Source organism: Blastococcus sp. KM273128 (assembly GCF_021698975.1).
In the GTDB taxonomy this organism is placed as follows: Bacteria; Actinomycetota; Actinomycetes; order Mycobacteriales; family Geodermatophilaceae; genus Blastococcus.
Map to the genome: position 1 here is coordinate 1 of NZ_SSXA01000078.1, position 18,534 is coordinate 18,534.

Below are 18,534 nucleotides of genomic sequence, written 5' to 3' on the forward strand. Positions count from 1 at the left end.
CACCCCTTCACCAGCCGCCGTTCCCCCGCCCACGCCGACGTGCTCGTGGTTCAGTCGTCCTCGGTGCGGTAGCCGAGGTTGGGCGAGAGCCAGCGCTCGGCCTCGGCGACGGTCCACCCCTTGCGGGCGGCATAGTCCTCGACCTGGTCGCGGCCCACCCGGCCCAGCACGAAGTAGCGGGCCTGCGGGTGGGCGAAGTACAGACCGCTCACCGCGGCGCCCGGCCACATGGCCAGGCTCTCGGTGAGCCGGATGCCGGTGGCGGCCTCGACGTCGAGCAGCTCCCAGATGGTCAGCTTCTCGGTGTGCTCCGGGCAGGCCGGGTAGCCCGGGGCGGGGCGGATGCCGCGGTACTGCTCGGCGATCAGCGCCTGGTTGTCCAGCGACTCGTCGGCGGCGTAGCCCCAGAACTCCCGGCGCACCCGCTCGTGCAGCCGCTCCGCGAACGCCTCGGCCAGCCGGTCGGCCAGCGCCTCGAGCATGATCGCGCTGTAGTCGTCGTGCTCCGCCTTGAACGCCGCCACCCGCTCGGCCGAGCCCAGCCCGGCGGTCACCGCGAACGCGCCGACGTAGTCGCGCAGGCCGGTCTCCTTCGGCGCGACGAAGTCGGCGAGGGACTTGCGCGGCGAGCCGTCGCGGCCCTCCGTCTGCTGGCGCAGCTGGTGCAGCGTCGCCCGGACGGCGGTGCGGGACTCGTCGGTGTAGACCTCGATGTCCTCGCCGCCGACCCGGTTGGCCGGGAACAGGCCGAGGACTCCGCTGGCCCGCAGCCAGCGCTCCCCGACGATCCGGTCGAGCATCGCCTGGGCGTCCTCGTACAGCCGCCGGGCAGCCTCCCCCGTCGCCGGGTTGTGCAGGATGTCGGGGAACCGGCCGCGCATCTCCCAGGCGTTGAAGAACGGCTGCCAGTCGATGTACCCCCGCAGCTCGGCCAGCGGGTAGTCGTGGAAGTGCCGCACGAACTGGGTGGCCTCCCCCAGCGCGCAGGCCGGCCCCTCGCAGACGTCCTTCGCCTGCTGGAGCAGCATCCGCGGGCGCGGCGGGGTGTAACCGCTCCAGTCGAGCGGCGTCGCGGCGGCCCGCGCCTGCTCCAGGGGCAGCAGGCGGCGGCTGTCCTGGCGGGCGGCGTGGCGCTCCCGCAGCGCCGCGTAGCCGGCCTCGGTCTCGGCCAGCAGCGCGGGCCGCTGCTCGTCCGACAGCAGCGCGGCGACGACGGGGACCGACCGCGAGGCGTCCTTCACCCAGATCACCGGGCCGTGGTACTTCTGCGCCACCTTGACGGCGGTGTGCGCCCGGGAGGTGGTGGCGCCGCCGATGAGCAGCGGGATCTCGAAGCCCTGCCGCTCCATCTCCGCGGCCAGGTTCACCATCTCGTCCAGCGACGGCGTGATCAGGCCGGAGAGGCCGATGATGTCGGCGCCCTCCTCCTTGGCGGCGTCCAGGATCCGCTGCCCCGGCACCATGACCCCGAGGTCGACGACGTCGTAGTTGTTGCACTGCAGGACGACGCCGACGATGTTCTTGCCGATGTCGTGCACGTCGCCCTTCACGGTGGCCATGACGACCTTGCCGTTGCTGCGCTCGGCGTCGCCGGGCCGCTTCTCCGCCTCGATGAACGGGATCAGGTAGGCGACGGCCTTCTTCATCACGCGGGCCGACTTCACCACCTGGGGCAGGAACATCTTCCCGGCCCCGAACAGGTCGCCGACGACGTTCATCCCGTCCATCAGCGGGCCCTCGATGACCTCGATGGGCCGCCCCCCGCGCGCGGCGATCTCCCGGCGCAGTTCCTCGGTGTCGTCCTCGACGTGCGCGTCGATGCCCTTGACCAGGGCGTGGGTGATCCGCTCCCCGACCGGCAGAGCGCGCCACTCCTCGGTGGCGACCTCCCGCGCGGCGCCGTCCCCGGCGTAGTCGCCGGCGATCTCCAGCAGCCGCTCGGTGGCGTCGGGCCGGCGGGCGAGGACGACGTCCTCGATGCGCTCCCGCAGCTCGGCGGGCACCTCGTCGTACACCTCGAGGGCGCCGGCGTTGACGATGCCCATGTCCATGCCGGCGGCGACCGCGTGGAACAGGAAGACGGCGTGGATCGCCTCCCGCACCCGGTTGTTGCCGCGGAAGGAGAACGAGACGTTGGAGACGCCGCCGGAGACCAGCGCGCCGGGCAGGTTCTGCTTGATCCAGCGGGTGGCCTCGATGAAGTCCAGGCCGTAGCGCGCGTGCTCCTCGATGCCCGTGGCGACGGCGAAGACGTTCGGGTCGAAGATGATGTCCTCGGCCGGGAAGCCGACCCGCTCGGTGAGCACGTCGTAGGCCCGCCGGCAGATCTCGATCCGCCGTTCCAGCGTGTCGGCCTGCCCCTGCTCGTCGAAGGCCATGACGACGGCGGCGGCGCCGTACCTGCGGCACAGGGTGGCCTGCTGGACGAACTCCTCCTCGCCGTTCTTCAGCGAGATCGAGTTGACGATGGCCTTGCCCTGGACGTTCTTCAGGCCGGCCTCGATGACCTCCCACTTCGAGGAGTCGACCATCGTGGGGACGCGGCAGATGTCGGGCTCGGCGGCGATCAGCCTGGTGAAGCGGTCCATCGCCTCGACGCCGTCGATCATCCCCTCGTCCATGTTGACGTCGATGACCTGGGCGCCGGCCTCCACCTGCTGGCGGGCGACGGTGAGCGCCGCCGGGTAGTCGCCGGCCTTGATCAGGTTGCGGAAGCGGGCGGAGCCGGTGATGTTCGTGCGCTCGCCGACGTTGACGAACAGCGACTCGCCGGTGACCACGAGCGGCTCGAGGCCGGACAGCCGCAGCGCCGGGCGCGTCTGCGCCGGCGTCCGCGGGGCCGTGCCCGCCACCGACCGGGCGATCGCCGCGATGTGCTCCGGCGTGGTGCCGCAGCAGCCGCCGACGAGGTTCACGAGGCCCGCCCGGGCGAACTCGGCGACGACCGCGGCGGTCTGCTCCGGCGTCTCGTCGTACTCGCCGAAGGCGTTGGGCAGCCCCGCGTTCGGGTAGCAGGAGACGAACGTGTCGGCGACCCGGGAGAGCTCGGCGAGGTAGGGGCGCATCTCCTCGGCGCCGAGCGCGCAGTTGAGCCCCACGAGCAGCGGCCGCACGTGCCGGACGGAGTTCCAGAAGGCCTCGGTGACCTGCCCCGACAGCGTCCGCCCCGAGGCGTCGGTGATCGTGCCGGAGATGAGCACCGGCCAGCGGCGGCCGCGCTGCTCGAACAGCTCCTCCAGCGCGAAGATCGCCGCCTTGGCGTTCAGCGTGTCGAAGATCGTCTCGACCAGCAGGGCGTCGACGCCGCCGTCGACCAGGCCCGTCGCCTGCTCGAGGTAGGCCGCGACGAGCTCGTCGAAGGTGACGTTGCGGGCGCCCGGGTCGTTGACGTCGGGCGAGATCGACGCCGTGCGGCTGGTCGGGCCGATCGCCCCGGCGACGTAGCGCGGCTGCCCCGGCGTCCGGGCGGTCATCGCGTCGGCCTCGCGGCGGGCCAGCCGGGCCGAGGCCACGTTCAGCTCGTAGGCGAGCTCCTCCATGCCGTAGTCGGCCAGCGAGATCGTCGTCGCGTTGAAGGTGTTGGTCTCGACCAGGTCGGCGCCGGCCTCGAGGTACTCGCGGTGGATGCCCGCGATCAGCTCGGGCCGGGTGATGCTCAGCAGGTCGTTGTTGCCCTGCACGTCGGTGGGCCAGTCGGCGAAACGCTCCCCGCGGTAGCCGGCCTCGTCGGGGCGGTCCCGCTGGATCGCCGTCCCCATGGCGCCGTCGAGCACCAGGATCCGCTGCTGCAGCAGGGCGGTGAGCGCCGCTGTCGCATCGGGGCGGAGGTCGGGTGACTCGGACACGGTGTTCCCCAGAGGTTCTGCTCGATGGGCGTGCGGGCCTCGCGCTCCGTCACCCCGGCGGGCTGGCCCAGGCCTGGGCGTTCCCGATGGCGGCACCCATTCTCGCACCCGGGGTACCCGGGGTGCAGGAGGCGTCGCGGGCCCCGGTCCCCCGCCGGTGGGACGACCGCAGGCGTGCACCGGGCGGGGCGGCGGGATCGACGTAGGCTGGCAGAGGTGATCGATCCGAAGCCCGACGCAGATGACCTGCCGCAGCTCACCGACCCGGTGGTCGTGGTGGCGTTCGAGGGCTGGAACGACGCCGGGGACGCCGCCACCGGGGCCGTCGAGCACCTGGAGCTGATCTGGGACGCCAAGCCCCTGGCCGCCCTGGACCCCGAGGACTACTACGATTTCCAGGTCAACCGGCCCACGGTCTCCCTCGTCGACGGGGTGAGCCGGCGGGTCGAGTGGCCGACCACCCGCATCTCGGTGGCGCGGCCCGAGGGGCTGGACCGCGACGTGGTGCTGATCCGCGGGATCGAGCCGAACATGCGGTGGCGGAGCTTCTGCGAGGAGCTGCTGGAGATCCTCGACGAGCTCGACGCCTCGATCGTCGTCGCCCTGGGTGCGCTCCTGGCCGACACCCCGCACACCCGCCCCACGCCGGTGACCGGCTCGGCCTACGACGGCGAGTCGGCCCGCGCCTACGGGCTGGAGACCTCCCGCTACACGGGCCCCACCGGCATCCTCGGCGTGTTCCAGGACGCCTGCGTGCAGTCGGGGCTGCCGGCGATCAGCTTCTGGGCCGCGGTGCCGCACTACGTCTCCCAGCCGCCCTCGCCGCGGGCCACCGTCGCGCTGCTGCAGCGGGTCGAGGAGGTCCTGGAGATCACCGTGCCGCTGGGCGCGCTGCCGCAGCAGGCCGACGACTGGGTGAAGACGGTCGACGAGATGGCCAGCGAGGACGCCGAGGTCGTCGAGTACGTGCGCTCCCTGGAGGAGCGGGCCACCGAGGTCGACCTCTCCCAGGCCAACGGCGACCAGATCGCCCGCGAGTTCGAGCGGTACCTGCGCCGCCGCGGCGGCCCCGCCGGCGGGGCCTGACGCCGCCCCCCGCGCAGCTCGACGTCGACCGTCGGCCGGTGGCTGCCTCGGCGCCGCTGAGACGACCACCTGCCGACACCCGGCAGCGGGTCCGGCCGGTCTCAGCGCTGGGTGAGCAGCGGGCGCATCTGCGCCGAGGCGTCGGCGTCGAACAGCCGGTCGTGCGTCGCGAGGGCGAACCGGTCGGTCATCCCCGAGACGTAGTCCACGACCTGCGTGAGCGGCTCGGCCGCGGTGTCGCGGTAGCTGGCCGGGATCAGCTCCGGGTGGGCGAGGTGGTGGTCGACCAGCCGGCGGATGACGTCGATCGCCAGGTGCTTCTGCCCCGCGGCGACGTCGGAGGCGTAGACGCGGGCGAACATGAACGCGCGCAGCTCGTGCATGGCCGCCAGCGGCTCGGGGGCCATGACGACGCGCCCGCCGTCGGCCAGCGAGCCCGCGACGACGGCGTCGATCATCGAGCCCACCATCTCGCTGCCGGGCTGCCCGAACACGGCGAGCGCCTGGGCGGGCAGGTCGGCGACCCGGATGACCCCGGCCCGGGCGGCGTCCAGGGCGTCGTGGGAGAGGTAGCCGATGCGGTCGGCGTACCGCACGCACTCGGCCTCGCGGGTGTCCGGCGGCGGGTCGATCTTCCAGCTGTGCGCGCGGATGCCGTCGCGCACCTCCCAGGTGAGGTTGAGGTCCTCGAGCACCTCGACGATCCGCACCCCCTGTGCCGCGTGGTGCCACCCACCGGGCACGTAGGGGTCGAACGCCTCCTCGCCGATGTGCCCGAACGGGGAGTGCCCGACGTCGTGCCCGAGCGCGATCGCCTCCGCGAGGGTCTCGTTCAGCCCGAGCGCCCGGGCCAGCGAGCGCGCCACCTGGGTCACCTGGAGCGTGTGCGTGAGCCGGGTGACGAAGTGGTCGCCGTCAGGGTGGAGGAAGACCTGCGTCTTGTGCTTGAGCCGGCGGAACGCCTTGGCGTGCAGGATGCGGTCGCGGTCGCGCTCGAAGGCGGTGCGCAGCGCGTCCTCGGGCTCGGGGCGGGCCCGCCCCCGGGTGCCGGCCGCCCGCGTGGCGGCGGGCGCGAGCTGCTCCTCGGCCCGCTCGCGGGCAGCCCGGTCGGTCAGCCGGAAGGAGCCGGGGGCGGTGGTCATCAGCCGGCCTGGAGGTCCACGCCGAGAAGCGCGTCGACGGCGTCGGCGACCACCTGCGGGGCGTGCTCCTCGAGGTCGTCGCCGCCGGCGAGCGTGCGCGCGGCCCAGGCGTCGACCAGGGCGATGGCGCCCGGGCTGTCGAGGTCGTCGGCGAGGCGCTCGCGCAGCCCGTGCAGCACCGGGCCGGCGGGTGCGCCGGCGTCGCGCCCGGCAGCGAACCGCCAGGTGGCCAGCCGTTCCTCGGCCTCGGTGAGCAGGTCGCCGGTCCAGGCGCGGTCGGTGCGGTAGTGGCCCGAGAGCAGCGCGAGCCGGATCGCCATCGGGTCGACGCCCTCGCCGCGCAGCCGGGAGACGAAGACCAGGTTGCCGCGGCTCTTGCTCATCTTCTCGCCGTCCAGGCCGATCATCGCGGCGTGCACGTAGGCCCGGGCGAACGGCTTGGTGGCGCTGAGCGCCTCGGCGTGCACGGCGGAGTACTCGTGGTGCGGGAAGACCAGGTCGCTGCCCCCGCCCTGGACGTCGAAGCCCATGCCGATGGTGTCCAGCGCGATGGTCGCGCACTCGACGTGCCAGCCCGGGCGGCCCCGCGTGCCTCGCGGGCCGGACCACGCCGGCTCGCCGGGTCGCTCGCCGCGCCACAGCATCGGGTCGAGCCGGTTGCGCTTGCCCGCCCGGTCCGGGTCACCGCCGCGCTCAGCGAAGAGGGCGAGCATCGTGGCCTCGTCGTAGCCGGACTCGGTGCCGAAGCCGGGTGCCTGCGCGACGTCGTGGTAGACGTCGCCGGTGCCGTCGTCGAGCACGTAGGCCAGCCCGTCGTCGAGCAGCCGCTCGACGTGCGCCACGATGCGCGGGATCGCCTCCACCGCACCCACGTAGTCCTCGGGCGGCAGGACGCGCAGCGCGGTCATGTCCTCGCGGAACAGCGCCGTCTCGCGCATCGCCAGGACGATCCAGTCCTCGCCGTCGCGCTCGGCGCGCTCGAGCAGCGGGTCGTCGATGTCGGTGACGTTCTGCACGTAGTGGACGGCGTGGCCGGCGTCCCGCCACACCCGGTTGACCAGGTCGAAGGCCAGGTAGGTGGCCGCGTGGCCGAGGTGGGTGGCGTCGTAGGGGGTGATGCCGCAGACGTACATCCGCGCCGTCCGGTCCGGCGTCGTCGCGACGATCTCGCCGCGCGCGGTGTCGTAGACCTTGAGGACGGGGCCGGTGCCGGGCAGGGTCGGCAGCAGCGGGGCGGGCCAGGAGAGCACGGCACGAGCCTAGAGGCGTGGTCCGACGGCCCCTGCCCCGCACGCCCGTGCGGGTCATCACGCCAGGTCGGCCGGGTGCACCCCACCGGCGTCCACGAGGAGGAGCGATGGAGCTGACCGAGTACCTGCCGGCCCTGCGGCGGGTCGACGCCCGGTTCGCCGACGCCGCCGCCGAGGCGGTGCTCGCCCACGGCTGGCGGGCCCGCGTGCCCGGCTGCCCCGAGTGGACGCTCGCCGACCTGGTGTGGCACCTGGGCGAGGTGCAGCACTTCTGGGCCTGGGTGGTGCGCACCCGGGCCCAGGACCCCTCCGCCTACGTCGAGCCGCAGCGGCACCCCGACGACGAGCTGCTCGGGTACGTCATCGCGCAGAGCGCGGAGCTGGAGGCAGCGCTGGCCGGCGCAGACCCCGCGGAGCGGGTGTGGACCTGGGCGCCCCGGAAGGACGTCGCCTTCGTCCTGCGGCGGCAGCTGCAGGAGGCCACCGTGCACACCGTCGACGTCGAGCAGGTGCTCGGCGACGTGCGGCCCATCCCGACCGCGGTGGCGCTGGACGGGCTGGACGAGTGGCTGGAGGTCATGGTCCCGGGCACGCTGCCCGACGGCCCGCCCCCGCAGGCGCACCCCGTCGTCCTGCACGCGGTGGACGCCGACGCCGAGCGCACCCTCTTCCCCGGCACGAAGCCCTTCCCGATCGCCGCGCTCACCGGCACCGCCGGCGACCTGCTGCTGGCGGCGTGGCGCCGGGTGCCGCTCGAGGTGCTCACCGTCGACGGCGACGGGCTGCAGGCGGCCGCGATGATCGACCTCGTCCGCCTGGAGTGACGGGGCGGGTGCGGCGTCGCTCCCCCTCGTACGGCCCGATCCGCTCACGGCCAGGTCACCGCGTGGCGGTCGAACTCCTCGCCGGTCTGGACGCCGACGACGCAGAACACCAGCCCCGCCGGGTCGAGCAGCTGCCAGAACGAGCCCATGTCCCGGTGGCGGGTGGCGCCCAGGGCCTCCAGCCGGGCCACCTCGGCCGGGATGTCGTCGGTCTCGACGTCGACGTGCCAGCGCGGCGGTGTGCCCTCCCCGGTCCGCTGGACCTCGACGTGCCACCCGTCGGCGAACGACCCCAGCGACGCCCACTTCTCGTCCTCGGCGTCCGGTCGCGCGGTGCGGCCGGTGGCCCCGGCCCAGAAGGCGGTACCGGCGGCGTGGTGCTCCGGCGGGAGGTCGAGCAGGAGGATCGACAGTCGGCTCCGGTGCGGCATGCGGGCATTGTGCTGACGAGCGGGGGCCGGAGGCTCCCCGAGGAGGCGCAGGAGCCGCCCCCGCGAGGCCGGCGTCGCGAGCGGGGGCCGGAGGGCGACAGTCAGAAGGGTGGCCAGGGCAGGGCGGGCCACTCGCCGCTGGGCTCGGGGTGGCGGCCGGTGCGCAGCAGCTCGGCCACCCGCCGCTGGGTGCAGCGCACCTCGGTCCGGGTGAGGTGCTCGTGCAGCTGCTCCCCGAGGTCGCCGCGCAGCTCCTCGGCGAGCCGCTCCAGCACCTCGACCGCCTCGCCGGTCAGCGGCTTGCCCGCCCAGCGCCACAGCAGGGTGCGCAGCTTGGGGTCGGCGGAGAAGCAGATGCCGTGGTCGACGCCGTGCACGTGCCCGCCGGGCAGCGGGATGATGTGCCCGCCCTTGCGGTCGGCGTTGTTCACCACCGCGTCGAAGACGGCCATGCGGCGCAGCGCCGGGTCGTCGCGGCGCACGAACGCGGCCAGGTCGACCTCGTCGTCGCCGTCCACCCACAGCTGCACCATGCCGGGGCCGAAGGGCCCCTCGCGCAGCACGGTGGGCGGGACGATCCGCCAGCCGGTCGCCTCCGAGACGAGGTAGGCCGAGATCTCCCGGCCGGCGAGCGTCCCGTCGGGGAAGTCCCACAGCGGTCGCTCCCCCGCCACCGGCTTGTAGACGCACTCGGCGACCACGTCGCCGCACCGGATGGTGCCGACGAGGGTCACGTTGGACGCGTCGAGCATGCGGCCCTCGAGGTCGATCTCGCCCTCGACCAGCAGCTGCCGCGCCTCCTCGTCCCCGGCGGGCGGCCGGAGGACGACGTCCTCGGCGGGGTCCCCGCTCAGCGGCGGTAGCCGTTCTGCCGGGGGCACACGTGGCCCACGGGGTCCAGCGGCAGCGAGCACAGCGGGCAGGAGGGGCGCCCGGCGGCCACGACCCGGCGGGCGCGGGCGACGAAGGCGCGCGCGGCCATGGGGGTGATGGTCACGCGCAGCGCGTCGGGCCCCTCCTCGCTGTCGGAGAGGATCACGTCCTCCTCGATCGGCTCCTCGCCGGCGGCCACCGCCTCGACGACGACGGCCTCCTCGGTGCCGTCCCAGGCCAGCCCCATCGCGGCGACGCGGAACTCCTCGTCGACCGGCGCGGTGAGCGGCTCCAGGTCGTCGACGTCGGCCTCCGGCGGGATGACCGTGCCGCCCCGTCCGCTGACCTCGTCGAGCAGGTCGTCCATCCGGTCGGCCAGCACCTGCACCTGGTTCTTCTCCAGCGCGACGCTGACCGTGCGCCCGCTGTCGTCGGTGGCCTGGAGGTAGAACGTGCGGTCCCCCGGCTGGCCCACCGTCCCTGCGACGAACCGGCTGGGGCGATCGAAGAGATGGACCTGGCGGGGCACGCGCCCAGGTTACGCGGTGGGACGACCCCCGCCTCCCGTGCGCCGAGCACGCCGGGAAGGGGTCAGGCGGTCGCGCCCGCGCCGCCGCCGACGACGGCGTCGGAGTCCGCCTTGCGCCGGCGCCGGCCCTTGCGCGGGGGCGGGACGAGCGCGGCGACGTCGCCACCGGTGTCGTTGATCCGCACCACGAACGGGCGGGTCTCGGTGTAGGTGATCACCGAGATCGACGCCGGGTCGACCACGATCCGCTGGAACTGGTCGAGGTGCAGCCCGAGGGCGTCGGCGAGCACCGCCTTGATGACGTCGCCGTGGCTGCAGGCCAGCCACACCGCGTCCGGCCCGAGGCGGGCGTTCCACTCGCGGACGGCGGCGACGGCCCGCGCCTGGGTCTGGGCGAGCCCCTCCCCCTCCGGCCCGGGGAAGACGGCGGCCGAGGGGTGCTGCTGGACCACCTTCCACAGCGGCTCCTTGGCCAGCTCCTCGAGCGGCCGCCCGGTCCAGTCGCCGTAGCGCGCCTCGCCGAGCCGGTCGTCGGTCGCGAGCTCGAGGTCGCGCCCGCCGAGCACCGCACCGGCGGTCTGCCGGCACCGCTCGAGCGGGCTGCTGACGACGGCGGCCAGCGGCACCTGTCCCAGCCGCTCCCCCACCGCCCGCACCTGCGCGCGGCCGGTCTCGTCGAGCTCGACCCCGGGGGTCCAGCCGGCGAGCACCCCGCCGGTGTTCGCGGTGCTCCGGCCGTGCCGCAGCAGGATGACGGTGGTCACCGGGCGAGCGTAGGCGGTGCGCCGCCGCGTCCAGCGCGCATGACGATCACGTGACGGGCCGGGGGGCCGGGTTCCCGGGTGCCAGGACCGGGCAGGTCCCAGGAGGACCGGACACCCGAGACCGGAAGCGAGATCGCGATGATGCGACTGCTGCTCGCCGGGCTGGGCGCCAGCACCCTGCTGGTGACCACCGGCGCCACCACGACCCCGTCCCCGACCGCCGTCCCGGATCCCCCCGGCACGCCGCAGGCAGCCGGGACGCCGCTCCCCCCGGTCGGTGACCCCGGTACGGCCACCGTGGAGGAGGGGGACTTCCCCGGCGGGGGTTCCCCGGCCTACCTGACCGACGTGCGCGCGGCCGGGCACGAGGACTTCGACCGGTTCGTCCTCGAGTTCGAGGGCGACGACGTGCCCAGCTACCGGGTCGGCTACGTCGAGCCCCCGATCACCGAGGACGGCTCGGGCCGGGAGGTCGGCGTGGCCGGCTCGGCCTTCCTCGAGGTGCGGGTCAGCCCCGCCAGCGGCGTCGACCTGTCGGGCGAGGAGGCCCGCGAGACCTACACCGGGCGGGACCAGATCACCGCCCCCGGCGGCCAGGTCGTCACGGAGGCGGTCAAGACCGGCGACTTCGAGGCGATGCTGGCCTGGACGATCGGGCTCGAGGAGCGGGTGCCCTTCGGGGTGACCACCTTCTCCGACCCGGCGCGGCTGGTCGTCGACGTCCTGCACGGGCCGGGTGGGAGCGGCGGCCTCGAGCCGGTCGGCGAGGGCGGCACCGCCGACGTCGACGTCGAGGCCACCGGGTCGGCGGTGGTGCTGACCGACGTCCGGCTGGGGGCCCACGACGGCTTCGACCGGATCGTGCTCGAGCTCGCCGGTGACGGCGAGGCCGGTTACGAGGTCGGCTACACCGAGGACCCGCGCAGCGCGGGGTCGGGCCACCCGCTGGAGGTCCCCGGCGATGCCACCCTCGGGATCACGCTGTCCAACCTGCTGTACCCGGACGACGCGCCCGAGGGCGTGACGCCCTGGAAGAGCGAGGAACGGCTGGAGATCGCCGGCACCAGCACGCTGCAGGCGCTGGTCGCCGACACGCTGTTCGAGGGCCGGTACTCCTTCTACGCCGGCCTGGACGAGCGCCGGCCGTTCGCCGTCGCCCGGCTGTCCGACCCGCAGCGGATCGTCGTCGACGTCCTCGACCGGCAGCCCGACGGCGTGACCCTCGGCGAGCGGTGCACCAGCCCGGCCGGGTTCGCCGTCGACCACCCCGCGGACTGGTCGGTCAACGCCGGTGAGACCGTGCCGGCCTGCAGCCGGTTCTCGCCGCAGGACTTCGACGTGCCCGACGCCACCGACGTCCGCGTGGCCGCCATCGCCTTCTCGGTCGAGCCGGTGGCCTTCGACCGGGTGGTCCAGGAGCAGCCCGGGGAGCAGGCCCGCCGGGAGCTGACCGTCGACGGCCGGGACGCCGTCCGGATCGAGCGCACCGCCACCGGGGAGACGTTCTGGCCCGAGGGCACGCCGTCGACCCGGTACGCCATCGCCCTCGATGAGGGCGAGGACGGCCCGCGGACGCTCGTCGCCGACACCGTGGGGCTGCCGCGGTTCGACCACGCGCGCAACGTCGAGGTGCTCGACGCGATGATCGGGACGCTGGACCTCGACGCGACCCCGGAGGGCTGAGCCGCCCGACCCGCGGCCCCCCGGAGCCCCGTCCGGCCCGGGGCGCCGCAGCGGTCAGCGCGGGACGGTCGAGGGGCTGATGTCGGCGGTGGACCCCGCCGGGTCGAGGACGCCGGTCACGACCAGCACGAGGATGAGCAGCCCCAGCGCGATCCGGTAGACCACGAACGGCAGGAAGCTCCCGCGGTCGAGGTAGCGCAGCAGCCACGCGATCACGGTCAGCCCGACCCCGAACGCGATCACCGTGGCCAGGACGGTCGGCCCCCAGCTGATGCCCGGCCCCGCCACGTCACCGCTGAGCGCCTCGTAGGCCTGGAAGAAGCCGGAGCCGAGCACGGCCGGGATGGCCAGCAGGAACGAGTAGCGCGCCGCCGCCGAGCGGGAGTAGCCGAGGAACAGGCCGGCGGTGATGGTTCCGCCGGAGCGGGAGACGCCGGGGATGAGCGCCATGGCCTGGGCGAAGCCGTAGGTGATGCCGTGGGGCACGGTGAGGTCGGCGAGCTCCCGCTTCTTGGCGCCCACCCGGTCGGCCCACCACAGCACCAGCGCGAAGGCGATCAGCATGAACGCCACGAGGCGCAGGTCGCGCAGCGTCGTCTCGATGTCGTCCTGGAACAGCAGGCCGAGCACGACGATCGGGATGCTCCCGACGATGATCAGCCAGCCCATGCGCGCGTCGGGGTCGCCCTTCCGGCGCCCGCCGAGGGAGGCCACCCACGCGGTGATGATCCGCCAGATGTCCTTGCGGAAGTACAGGAGGACGGCGGCCTCGGTGCCGATCTGGGTGATCGCGGTGAAGGCCGCGCCCGGGTCCTCCCACCCGAACGCCTCCCCCACGACGCGCAGGTGGGCGCTCGAGGAGATGGGCAGGAACTCGGTCAGCCCCTGCACGATGCCCAGGACGACGGCTTCGAGCCAGCCCACCTCAGCACCCCCCGGTCAGGACGCGGGCAGCCGGGCGGGAGCAGGAACGTGCGGGCACGGGTGCTCACCCTAGGGCGTCGGCCCCGGACGCCCGGCGCGCCGCCCCGGAGCCGCCGGTGGTCCCGCGTGGCGGGCGGCCGGCGGCGGTAGGTTGGCCGGTCGTGGAGCAACGGGCGTTGGGGCGCAGCGGTCTGATCGTGTCCCGGCTCGCGCTGGGCACGATGACCTGGGGCGGCGACACCGACGAGGACGAGGCCGCCATGCAGCTCACGGCCTTCGTCGATGCCGGGGGCACGCTGGTGGACACCGCCGACGTCTACTGCGACGGCGAGAGCGAGCGCACCCTGGGCCACCTGCTCGCCGACGTCGTCCCCCGGTCCCAGGTGCTGGTCGCGACCAAGGCGGCCGGGCGCACCGGGCCCGGCCCGATGGGGCGGGGGGCCTCCCGGGGGCACCTGGTCTCGGCGCTGGACGCGTCGCTGGAGCGCCTGGGCCTGGACTACGTCGACCTCTGGCAGCTGCACGCGTGGGACGAGACGACGCCGCTGGAGGAGACGCTGGCCGCCTGCGACCTCGCCGTCTCCTCGGGCCGCGCCCGCTACGTCGGCGTCAGCAACTTCACCGGCTGGCAGACCGCCCAGGCCGCGACCTGGCAGAAGGCGTGGCCGGGCCGCACCCCGCTGGTGAGCACCCAGGTCGAGTACTCGCTGCTGCAGCGCGGCGTCGAGCGCGAGGTCGTGCCCGCCGCGGAGGCGCTGGGCCTGGGCGTGCTCGCCTGGTCGCCGCTGGGCCGCGGCCTGCTCACCGGCAAGTACCGGCACAGCACGCCCTCGGAGTCCCGCGGGGCCTCCCCGCAGTGGCAGGGCTTCATCGACGGCCTCCGCTCGGCCACGTCCGACCGCATCGTGGAGGCGGTGATCACCGCGGCCCAGGGGCTGGGGACGACACCGCTGGCGGTGGCCCTGGCCTGGGTGCGCGACCGGCCGGGCGTCGTCGCGCCGGTGGTGGGCGCCCGCACCGCCCAGCAGCTGCAGGCCAGCCTCGACGCCGAGAGCGTCCGCCTGCCCGCGGCGATCCGCACCGCGCTCGAGGACGTCTCCGCCCCGCACTTCAGCTACCCCGATCGCCGGTCGGACCGGTGAGCGCCGACCCGACGACCCCCGGCCCGGATCTGGTCTTCGCCGCCTTCTGCACCGCCGGGCTGTGGCCGGGGCTGGGCAAGCGCGCCGCGGCCGAGCTGCCCGCGGCCGGCATCACCACCCCGGACGACGTCACCGCCGACCGGCTGCTGAAGCTGCCGCGGGTGGGCCGGCAGCGCGCCGAGCGGCTGTTCTCCAGCTTCCTGGCCGCCGCGCCGACCTACGAGGTGGTCGAGCTGCTGGTGGGCGCGGGCCTGCCCGCCAAGCTGGCCGCCGGCGTCGCCGACGCGCTGGGCCCGGACGCCGCCCGCCGGCTGCGCGACGACCCCTGGGCGCTGCTGGGGCTCTCCGGGGTGACGCTCACCGACGCCGACCGGCTGGCCATCGCCGTGCTGAAGGGCGCCGACCGGCAGGACGCCCGGCGCGGGCGGGCGATCGTCGGGCTCACGCTGCGGACGGCGACCCGCGACGGGCACACCGTGCTGCCGGTCGACCTGGTCGTCGCGGCGCTGCAGGCGGAGGGCGTCGCCGACCCCGCCGCCGCGATCCTGGCCGCCGTCGACTCCGGCGAGGTGCTGGACCACGAGCCGCCGGAGCCGGACGTCGACGAGGACGCCGACGAGCTCCCCGAGCCCGACCCCGCGCTGCGGACCCTCTCCCTGGCCCGGTACGGCATGGCCGAGGAGGCGGTCGCCGAGAACGTCGCCCGGCTGGCCGCCGCCGCGGAGCGGATCGCCGACCCCGCCTCGGTGCGCTCGGTGGCCAAGGGCCTGGACGAGGCGCAGAAGCAGGCCGTGGCCCAGGTGCTCTCGGCCGGCGTCAGCCTGCTCACCGGCGGGCCCGGCACCGGCAAGAGCCGCACCGTCGCCGCGATCGTGCAGCTGCTGCGGACCAAGGGCACCGACGTGGCGCTGGCCGCGCCCACCGGCCGGGCGGCCAAGCGGCTGGAGGAGCTCACCGACCACCCGGCGGTGACTGTGCACCGGCTGCTCGGCGCGCAGGGCGCCTCGGGCGGCTTCTCCCGCAACGAGGAGTGGCCGCTGGACGCCGACGTCGTGGTGGTCGACGAGGCCTCCATGCTCGACGTCGAGCTCACCGCCGCCCTGCTGGAGGCCTGCCCCGACGGCACCCACCTGCTGCTGGTCGGCGACCCGGCGCAGCTGCCCTCGATCGGCCCCGGGCACGTGCTCGGCGACCTGATCGACTCGGGGGCGGTCCCGGTCACCGAGCTGACCACCCTGTACCGGCAGGCCGAGGGCGGGGCGATCGCCCGGCTGGCGTCGGCGGTCCGCGGGGGCGAGCTGCCCCCGGTCGACTCCCCCGACCGCGAGGTGGTCGTCGTCCCGGCCACCGGGAGCGCGGAGGCCGCCCGGCGGGTGGTGCAGCTGGTCACCGACTCGATCCCGCGGGCGCTCGGCATCGACCCCGGCGCGGTGCAGGTGGTCACCCCGGTGCACCGCGGGCCGGCCGGCACGATCGAGCTGAACAAGGCGCTCAAGGCGCACCTGAACCCGGGCGAGGGTGCGGTGTTCGGCTTCGACCCGGGTGACCGCGTGGTGGCCACCGCCAACCACATGGACCTGGAGCCGGTGGGCTTCGCCAACGGCGAGGTCGGGGTGGTCACCGGCACCGGCGACGGCTCGCTGACCGTCGACTTCAGCTCCGGGCCGGTGACGGTGAACGGGCAGGCGCTGTTCGACCTGCGCCACGGGTGGGCGATCACGGTGCACCGCGCGCAGGGGTCGGAGTGGCCCGGCGTCGTTGTGGTGCTCCCGCCGGAGGCGGGCGGCATGCTCTCCCGCCCGCTGGTCTACACGGCGCTCACGCGGGCGCAGAGGCACCTGTCGGTCGTGCACGCCAGCGGGGCGGCGCTGGCCCGGGCGGTGCGCGACGTCGACGTCCGGCCGCGGCGCACCCGGCTGGCCGGGCTGCTGGGCGAGGCGACCGGCTAGCTCGGCCGTGCCGCCCGGGCGGCGCAGAGCAGCCGGCCGACGGCGGCCCCGAGCTGGCCGGCGCAGGTGATCGGGCGGGCGAAGGGCACGCGGACGTCGATGTGCCCCAAGGGGCGCTCCACGCGCAGCCGGAACCCGAAGCGGTCCAGCCCGAGCGGGCGGACGACGCCGGCCGGGCCCACCACCTCGGCCGGGACGCGGGTGGCCAGCAGCTCGACGACGTCGGCGTGGCTGCCGGCCAGGTGGCGGAGGTGGTCGGCCTCGACCGCGGCCAGCGGGTCGGGGCGCGCGGTGGCGAAGTCCTGCGGGCTGACGTCGACGCCCTCCCCGCCTTCGCCGAGCACCACCTCGGCCAGGTCGAGCCGGAGCAGCCGGGCGGACCGGCCGACGTCGAGGAGCACCTCCGCGGGACGGGTCTCGGCGAAGGCGAGCAGCGCGGCGCGCTGGTCCTCGCGGCGGACGGGCGTGGCCCAGCCGGAGAGCCACAGCTGCGCCCGCACCGGCCGGCGCAGCGGCACCGGCGCGTGGTCGCTGACCATCAGCAACGCGGAGAGGTCCTGGTCGGGGGCCTGCTCGACGGCGGCCGCGATGTTCCCGTCGGCCGGGACGAGCAGCAGCACCTGCCCGGCGCGGGTGACGGTGTGCGCCAGCACGCGGCCGCCCTCGACGCCGGGCGCGCAGATCGTCGCCGCCGCGCGGGTGGCGACCGTCCGGGCGCGCTCGGCGGGTTCCGGGCGCAGAGCGGCGGCCGGGCGCTCGGGTGCGGGCTGCGTCGGGCTGCTGGGCATGACCCCTCCTCGGTGGGTTAGGGCAGCCTAACCAAACGTCGACTCCTCCGGCCAGCCAGCCTGACTCCCCGAGCGGCGCTTTGTGCACAAAGCGGCACGGCCGTGGGCGCTCAGGACCGCCGCGGCACCGCCCCCGCGCCCGCGCGGCGCCGGTCCTGCGCGATGCGACCCACCAGCACACCGGCCACGAGCGCGAGCAGCAGCCAGGGCGCGGCGGCGAGACCCTGCGCGGCCGGGAGCAGCAGCACACCGCCCACCAGAGCGCCGAGCAGCAGGCCGCGGAGCAACCGGCCGGCCGTCGACGGGCCGCGCGGCTCGTCCAGCACGGAGGCGGGCAGTCCCGCGGCGCGGGCCCACCGCTCGCCGGCGGCGCGCACCTCGGCCTCGGGCACGGCGCGACGCTCGCCGTCCGTCGTCATGGCTGCTCCCTCCCCGCTGTGCCGTCCACCCTGGTGGTCGTCGGGCGGCGCGGCAGCCCGGGGCGGCGGATTCACCCGGCCGACGGATCGAGCCGGTGCGGGCCGGGCGCCCTCGCCGACGGATGCCGCCCCGCGGCCAGTAGCACTCTGCCCCGCCGGAGTGGGCAGGGCGCGACCGGCTTCAGCCGATCTGGTCCTCGTCGTCCAGCGGCACGTCGGCGTCCTGCTCCAGGACATCGGCGTCGTCGGCCTCGCGGGTGCCGAGGGGGCCGCGCGGGGCGCCGGCCTCGCCCGGGCGCGCCGCGAGCTGCTGCTCGAGGGCATCGGCCTCCGGGACGTCGCCGGCCGGGGAGCTCGCCTCCGCGGCGCGGGTGGGCGCGGGCGGCTCGAGGTACGCCTCCTGCTCCGCGCGGTCGGCGTCGGGCACGTCGGTCGGGGAACCGGGCTCGGTCACGTCGTCCTCCTCCAGGAGCGGGTGCGTTCCGCGCCCCATCGTGCCGCCCGGGCGCCGTCCCGGCAGGCCGGGGGGTGTGAGCGAGGTGACGAACACGTGCCCGGGAAGCGAACGGCAGGCACAATCGGGCCGATGGACACCGCCGGGGAGTACGAGTTCGCGCCGCTGCGGATCCCACCGGGGACCTCCCGGTCCGCAGCGGCCACGATGCTCAGCCTGCAGTCCGACGTCGGCGGCTGGGAGCTCGCCCGCCTCCAGCTGCACGCCGACGGGACCCGCAAGGTCATCCTCCGCCGCCGCGCGCGGCTCTCCTACCTGCCGAAGCCCGTCACCTAGATGATCGATTCCAAGGGTCAGTGGTCGTAGGCGATCAGTGATCGAGGGGTGGGTGCGCCGATGTGGTCGTTGTGCCAGATGACGGCGGTGAGCGC

Annotated in this window: 17 protein-coding genes; 6 read left to right on the top strand and 11 right to left on the bottom strand. The window is 75.1% G+C overall.

Translation table 11 applies throughout. The annotated features are described in order from the left end of the window. Nucleotides 1-50 precede the first annotated feature (50 nt). On the bottom strand, nucleotides 51-3,845 hold the full coding sequence (gene metH / locus E9529_RS17885; protein WP_236832620.1) for a methionine synthase: 3,795 nt from the start codon (nucleotides 3,843-3,845) through the stop codon (nucleotides 51-53). A gap of 216 nt (nucleotides 3,846-4,061) precedes the next feature. On the opposite strand from metH, the gene E9529_RS17890 reads away from it, so the two are divergent. Then, the gene (locus tag E9529_RS17890; RefSeq protein ID WP_236832621.1) at nucleotides 4,062-4,931 is read left to right on the top strand and encodes a PAC2 family protein; all 870 of its coding nucleotides are present in this window, start codon (nucleotides 4,062-4,064) and stop codon (nucleotides 4,929-4,931) included. A gap of 101 nt (nucleotides 4,932-5,032) precedes the next feature. Here the strand turns inward: E9529_RS17890 and E9529_RS17895 are convergent, their stop codons facing one another. Both E9529_RS17895 and mshC read right to left on the bottom strand, forming a co-directional pair. After that, a complete protein-coding gene (locus E9529_RS17895; protein ID WP_236832622.1) occupies nucleotides 5,033-6,073 on the bottom strand; it encodes an HD domain-containing protein in 1,041 nt (346 codons plus the stop codon). Next, a complete protein-coding gene (gene mshC, locus E9529_RS17900; RefSeq protein ID WP_236832623.1) occupies nucleotides 6,073-7,323 on the bottom strand; it encodes a cysteine--1-D-myo-inosityl 2-amino-2-deoxy-alpha-D-glucopyranoside ligase in 1,251 nt (416 codons plus the stop codon). The genes E9529_RS17895 and mshC overlap by 1 nt, the downstream gene beginning before the upstream one ends. A gap of 107 nt (nucleotides 7,324-7,430) precedes the next feature. On the opposite strand from mshC, the gene E9529_RS17905 reads away from it, so the two are divergent. Then, nucleotides 7,431-8,147, top strand: a complete 717-nt coding sequence (locus E9529_RS17905; RefSeq protein WP_236832624.1) for a maleylpyruvate isomerase family mycothiol-dependent enzyme — start codon at nucleotides 7,431-7,433, stop codon at nucleotides 8,145-8,147. A gap of 44 nt (nucleotides 8,148-8,191) precedes the next feature. Here the strand turns inward: E9529_RS17905 and E9529_RS17910 are convergent, their stop codons facing one another. The 4 genes from E9529_RS17910 to E9529_RS17925 form a co-directional block, all read right to left on the bottom strand. Further along, entirely contained in the window at nucleotides 8,192-8,578 is a 387-nt protein-coding gene (locus tag E9529_RS17910; protein WP_236832625.1) for a VOC family protein, read from the bottom strand. 101 nt (nucleotides 8,579-8,679) lie between these two features. Next, nucleotides 8,680-9,459, bottom strand: a complete 780-nt coding sequence (locus E9529_RS17915) for an SCO1664 family protein (protein ID WP_236832626.1) — start codon at nucleotides 9,457-9,459, stop codon at nucleotides 8,680-8,682. After that, a complete protein-coding gene (locus E9529_RS17920; RefSeq protein WP_236832627.1) occupies nucleotides 9,429-9,980 on the bottom strand; it encodes a DUF3090 family protein in 552 nt (183 codons plus the stop codon). The genes E9529_RS17915 and E9529_RS17920 overlap by 31 nt, the downstream gene beginning before the upstream one ends. Before the next feature lie 62 nt (nucleotides 9,981-10,042). Further along, nucleotides 10,043-10,744, bottom strand: coding sequence for a histidine phosphatase family protein (locus E9529_RS17925; RefSeq protein WP_236832628.1), 702 nt, complete (start codon nucleotides 10,742-10,744; stop codon nucleotides 10,043-10,045). Between the two features lie 138 nt (nucleotides 10,745-10,882). On the opposite strand from E9529_RS17925, the gene E9529_RS17930 reads away from it, so the two are divergent. Further along, nucleotides 10,883-12,427, top strand: a complete 1,545-nt coding sequence (locus E9529_RS17930) for a hypothetical protein (protein ID WP_236832629.1) — start codon at nucleotides 10,883-10,885, stop codon at nucleotides 12,425-12,427. 54 nt (nucleotides 12,428-12,481) lie between these two features. Here the strand turns inward: E9529_RS17930 and E9529_RS17935 are convergent, their stop codons facing one another. Further along, on the bottom strand, nucleotides 12,482-13,351 hold the full coding sequence (locus E9529_RS17935) for an undecaprenyl-diphosphate phosphatase (protein WP_236832630.1): 870 nt from the start codon (nucleotides 13,349-13,351) through the stop codon (nucleotides 12,482-12,484). Nucleotides 13,352-13,512: 161 nt separating this feature from the next. Here E9529_RS17935 and E9529_RS17940 point away from each other — a divergent pair, with 161 nt between their 5' ends. Together E9529_RS17940 and E9529_RS17945 are read left to right on the top strand one after the other, a co-directional pair. Next, nucleotides 13,513-14,493, top strand: a complete 981-nt coding sequence (locus E9529_RS17940; protein WP_236832631.1) for an aldo/keto reductase — start codon at nucleotides 13,513-13,515, stop codon at nucleotides 14,491-14,493. Beyond that, on the top strand, nucleotides 14,490-16,442 hold the full coding sequence (locus tag E9529_RS17945; RefSeq protein ID WP_236832632.1) for an AAA family ATPase: 1,953 nt from the start codon (nucleotides 14,490-14,492) through the stop codon (nucleotides 16,440-16,442). The genes E9529_RS17940 and E9529_RS17945 overlap by 4 nt, the downstream gene beginning before the upstream one ends. Here the strand turns inward: E9529_RS17945 and E9529_RS17950 are convergent. The 3 genes from E9529_RS17950 to E9529_RS17960 form a co-directional block, all read right to left on the bottom strand. Then, entirely contained in the window at nucleotides 16,439-17,230 is a 792-nt protein-coding gene (locus E9529_RS17950) for a DUF2470 domain-containing protein (protein ID WP_236832633.1), read from the bottom strand. The genes E9529_RS17945 and E9529_RS17950 overlap by 4 nt on opposite strands. A gap of 110 nt (nucleotides 17,231-17,340) precedes the next feature. Continuing rightward, nucleotides 17,341-17,649, bottom strand: coding sequence for a hypothetical protein (locus tag E9529_RS17955; RefSeq protein WP_236832634.1), 309 nt, complete (start codon nucleotides 17,647-17,649; stop codon nucleotides 17,341-17,343). Between the two features lie 181 nt (nucleotides 17,650-17,830). Further along, nucleotides 17,831-18,103, bottom strand: a complete 273-nt coding sequence (locus tag E9529_RS17960; protein ID WP_236832635.1) for a hypothetical protein — start codon at nucleotides 18,101-18,103, stop codon at nucleotides 17,831-17,833. Between the two features lie 132 nt (nucleotides 18,104-18,235). Between E9529_RS17960 and E9529_RS17965 the strand changes: the two genes are divergently transcribed. After that, entirely contained in the window at nucleotides 18,236-18,439 is a 204-nt protein-coding gene (locus E9529_RS17965) for a DUF5703 family protein (RefSeq protein WP_236832636.1), read from the top strand. The last annotated feature ends 95 nt before the right edge of the window (nucleotides 18,440-18,534 follow it).

Excerpts from the sequence above, each read along its gene's own strand:
- E9529_RS17950 (WP_236832633.1), bottom strand. The coding sequence starts at position 17,230 with ATGCCCAGCAGCCCGACGCAGCCCGCACCCGAGCGCCCGGCCGCCGCT.
- E9529_RS17910 (WP_236832625.1), bottom strand. The coding sequence starts at position 8,578 with ATGCCGCACCGGAGCCGACTGTCGATCCTCCTGCTCGACCTCCCGCCG.
- E9529_RS17965 (WP_236832636.1), top strand. The coding sequence starts at position 18,236 with ATGGACACCGCCGGGGAGTACGAGTTCGCGCCGCTGCGGATCCCACCG.
- E9529_RS17895 (WP_236832622.1), bottom strand. The coding sequence starts at position 6,073 with ATGACCACCGCCCCCGGCTCCTTCCGGCTGACCGACCGGGCTGCCCGC.
- E9529_RS17930 (WP_236832629.1), top strand. The coding sequence starts at position 10,883 with ATGATGCGACTGCTGCTCGCCGGGCTGGGCGCCAGCACCCTGCTGGTG.
- E9529_RS17905 (WP_236832624.1), top strand. The coding sequence starts at position 7,431 with ATGGAGCTGACCGAGTACCTGCCGGCCCTGCGGCGGGTCGACGCCCGG.
- E9529_RS17955 (WP_236832634.1), bottom strand. The coding sequence starts at position 17,649 with ATGACGACGGACGGCGAGCGTCGCGCCGTGCCCGAGGCCGAGGTGCGC.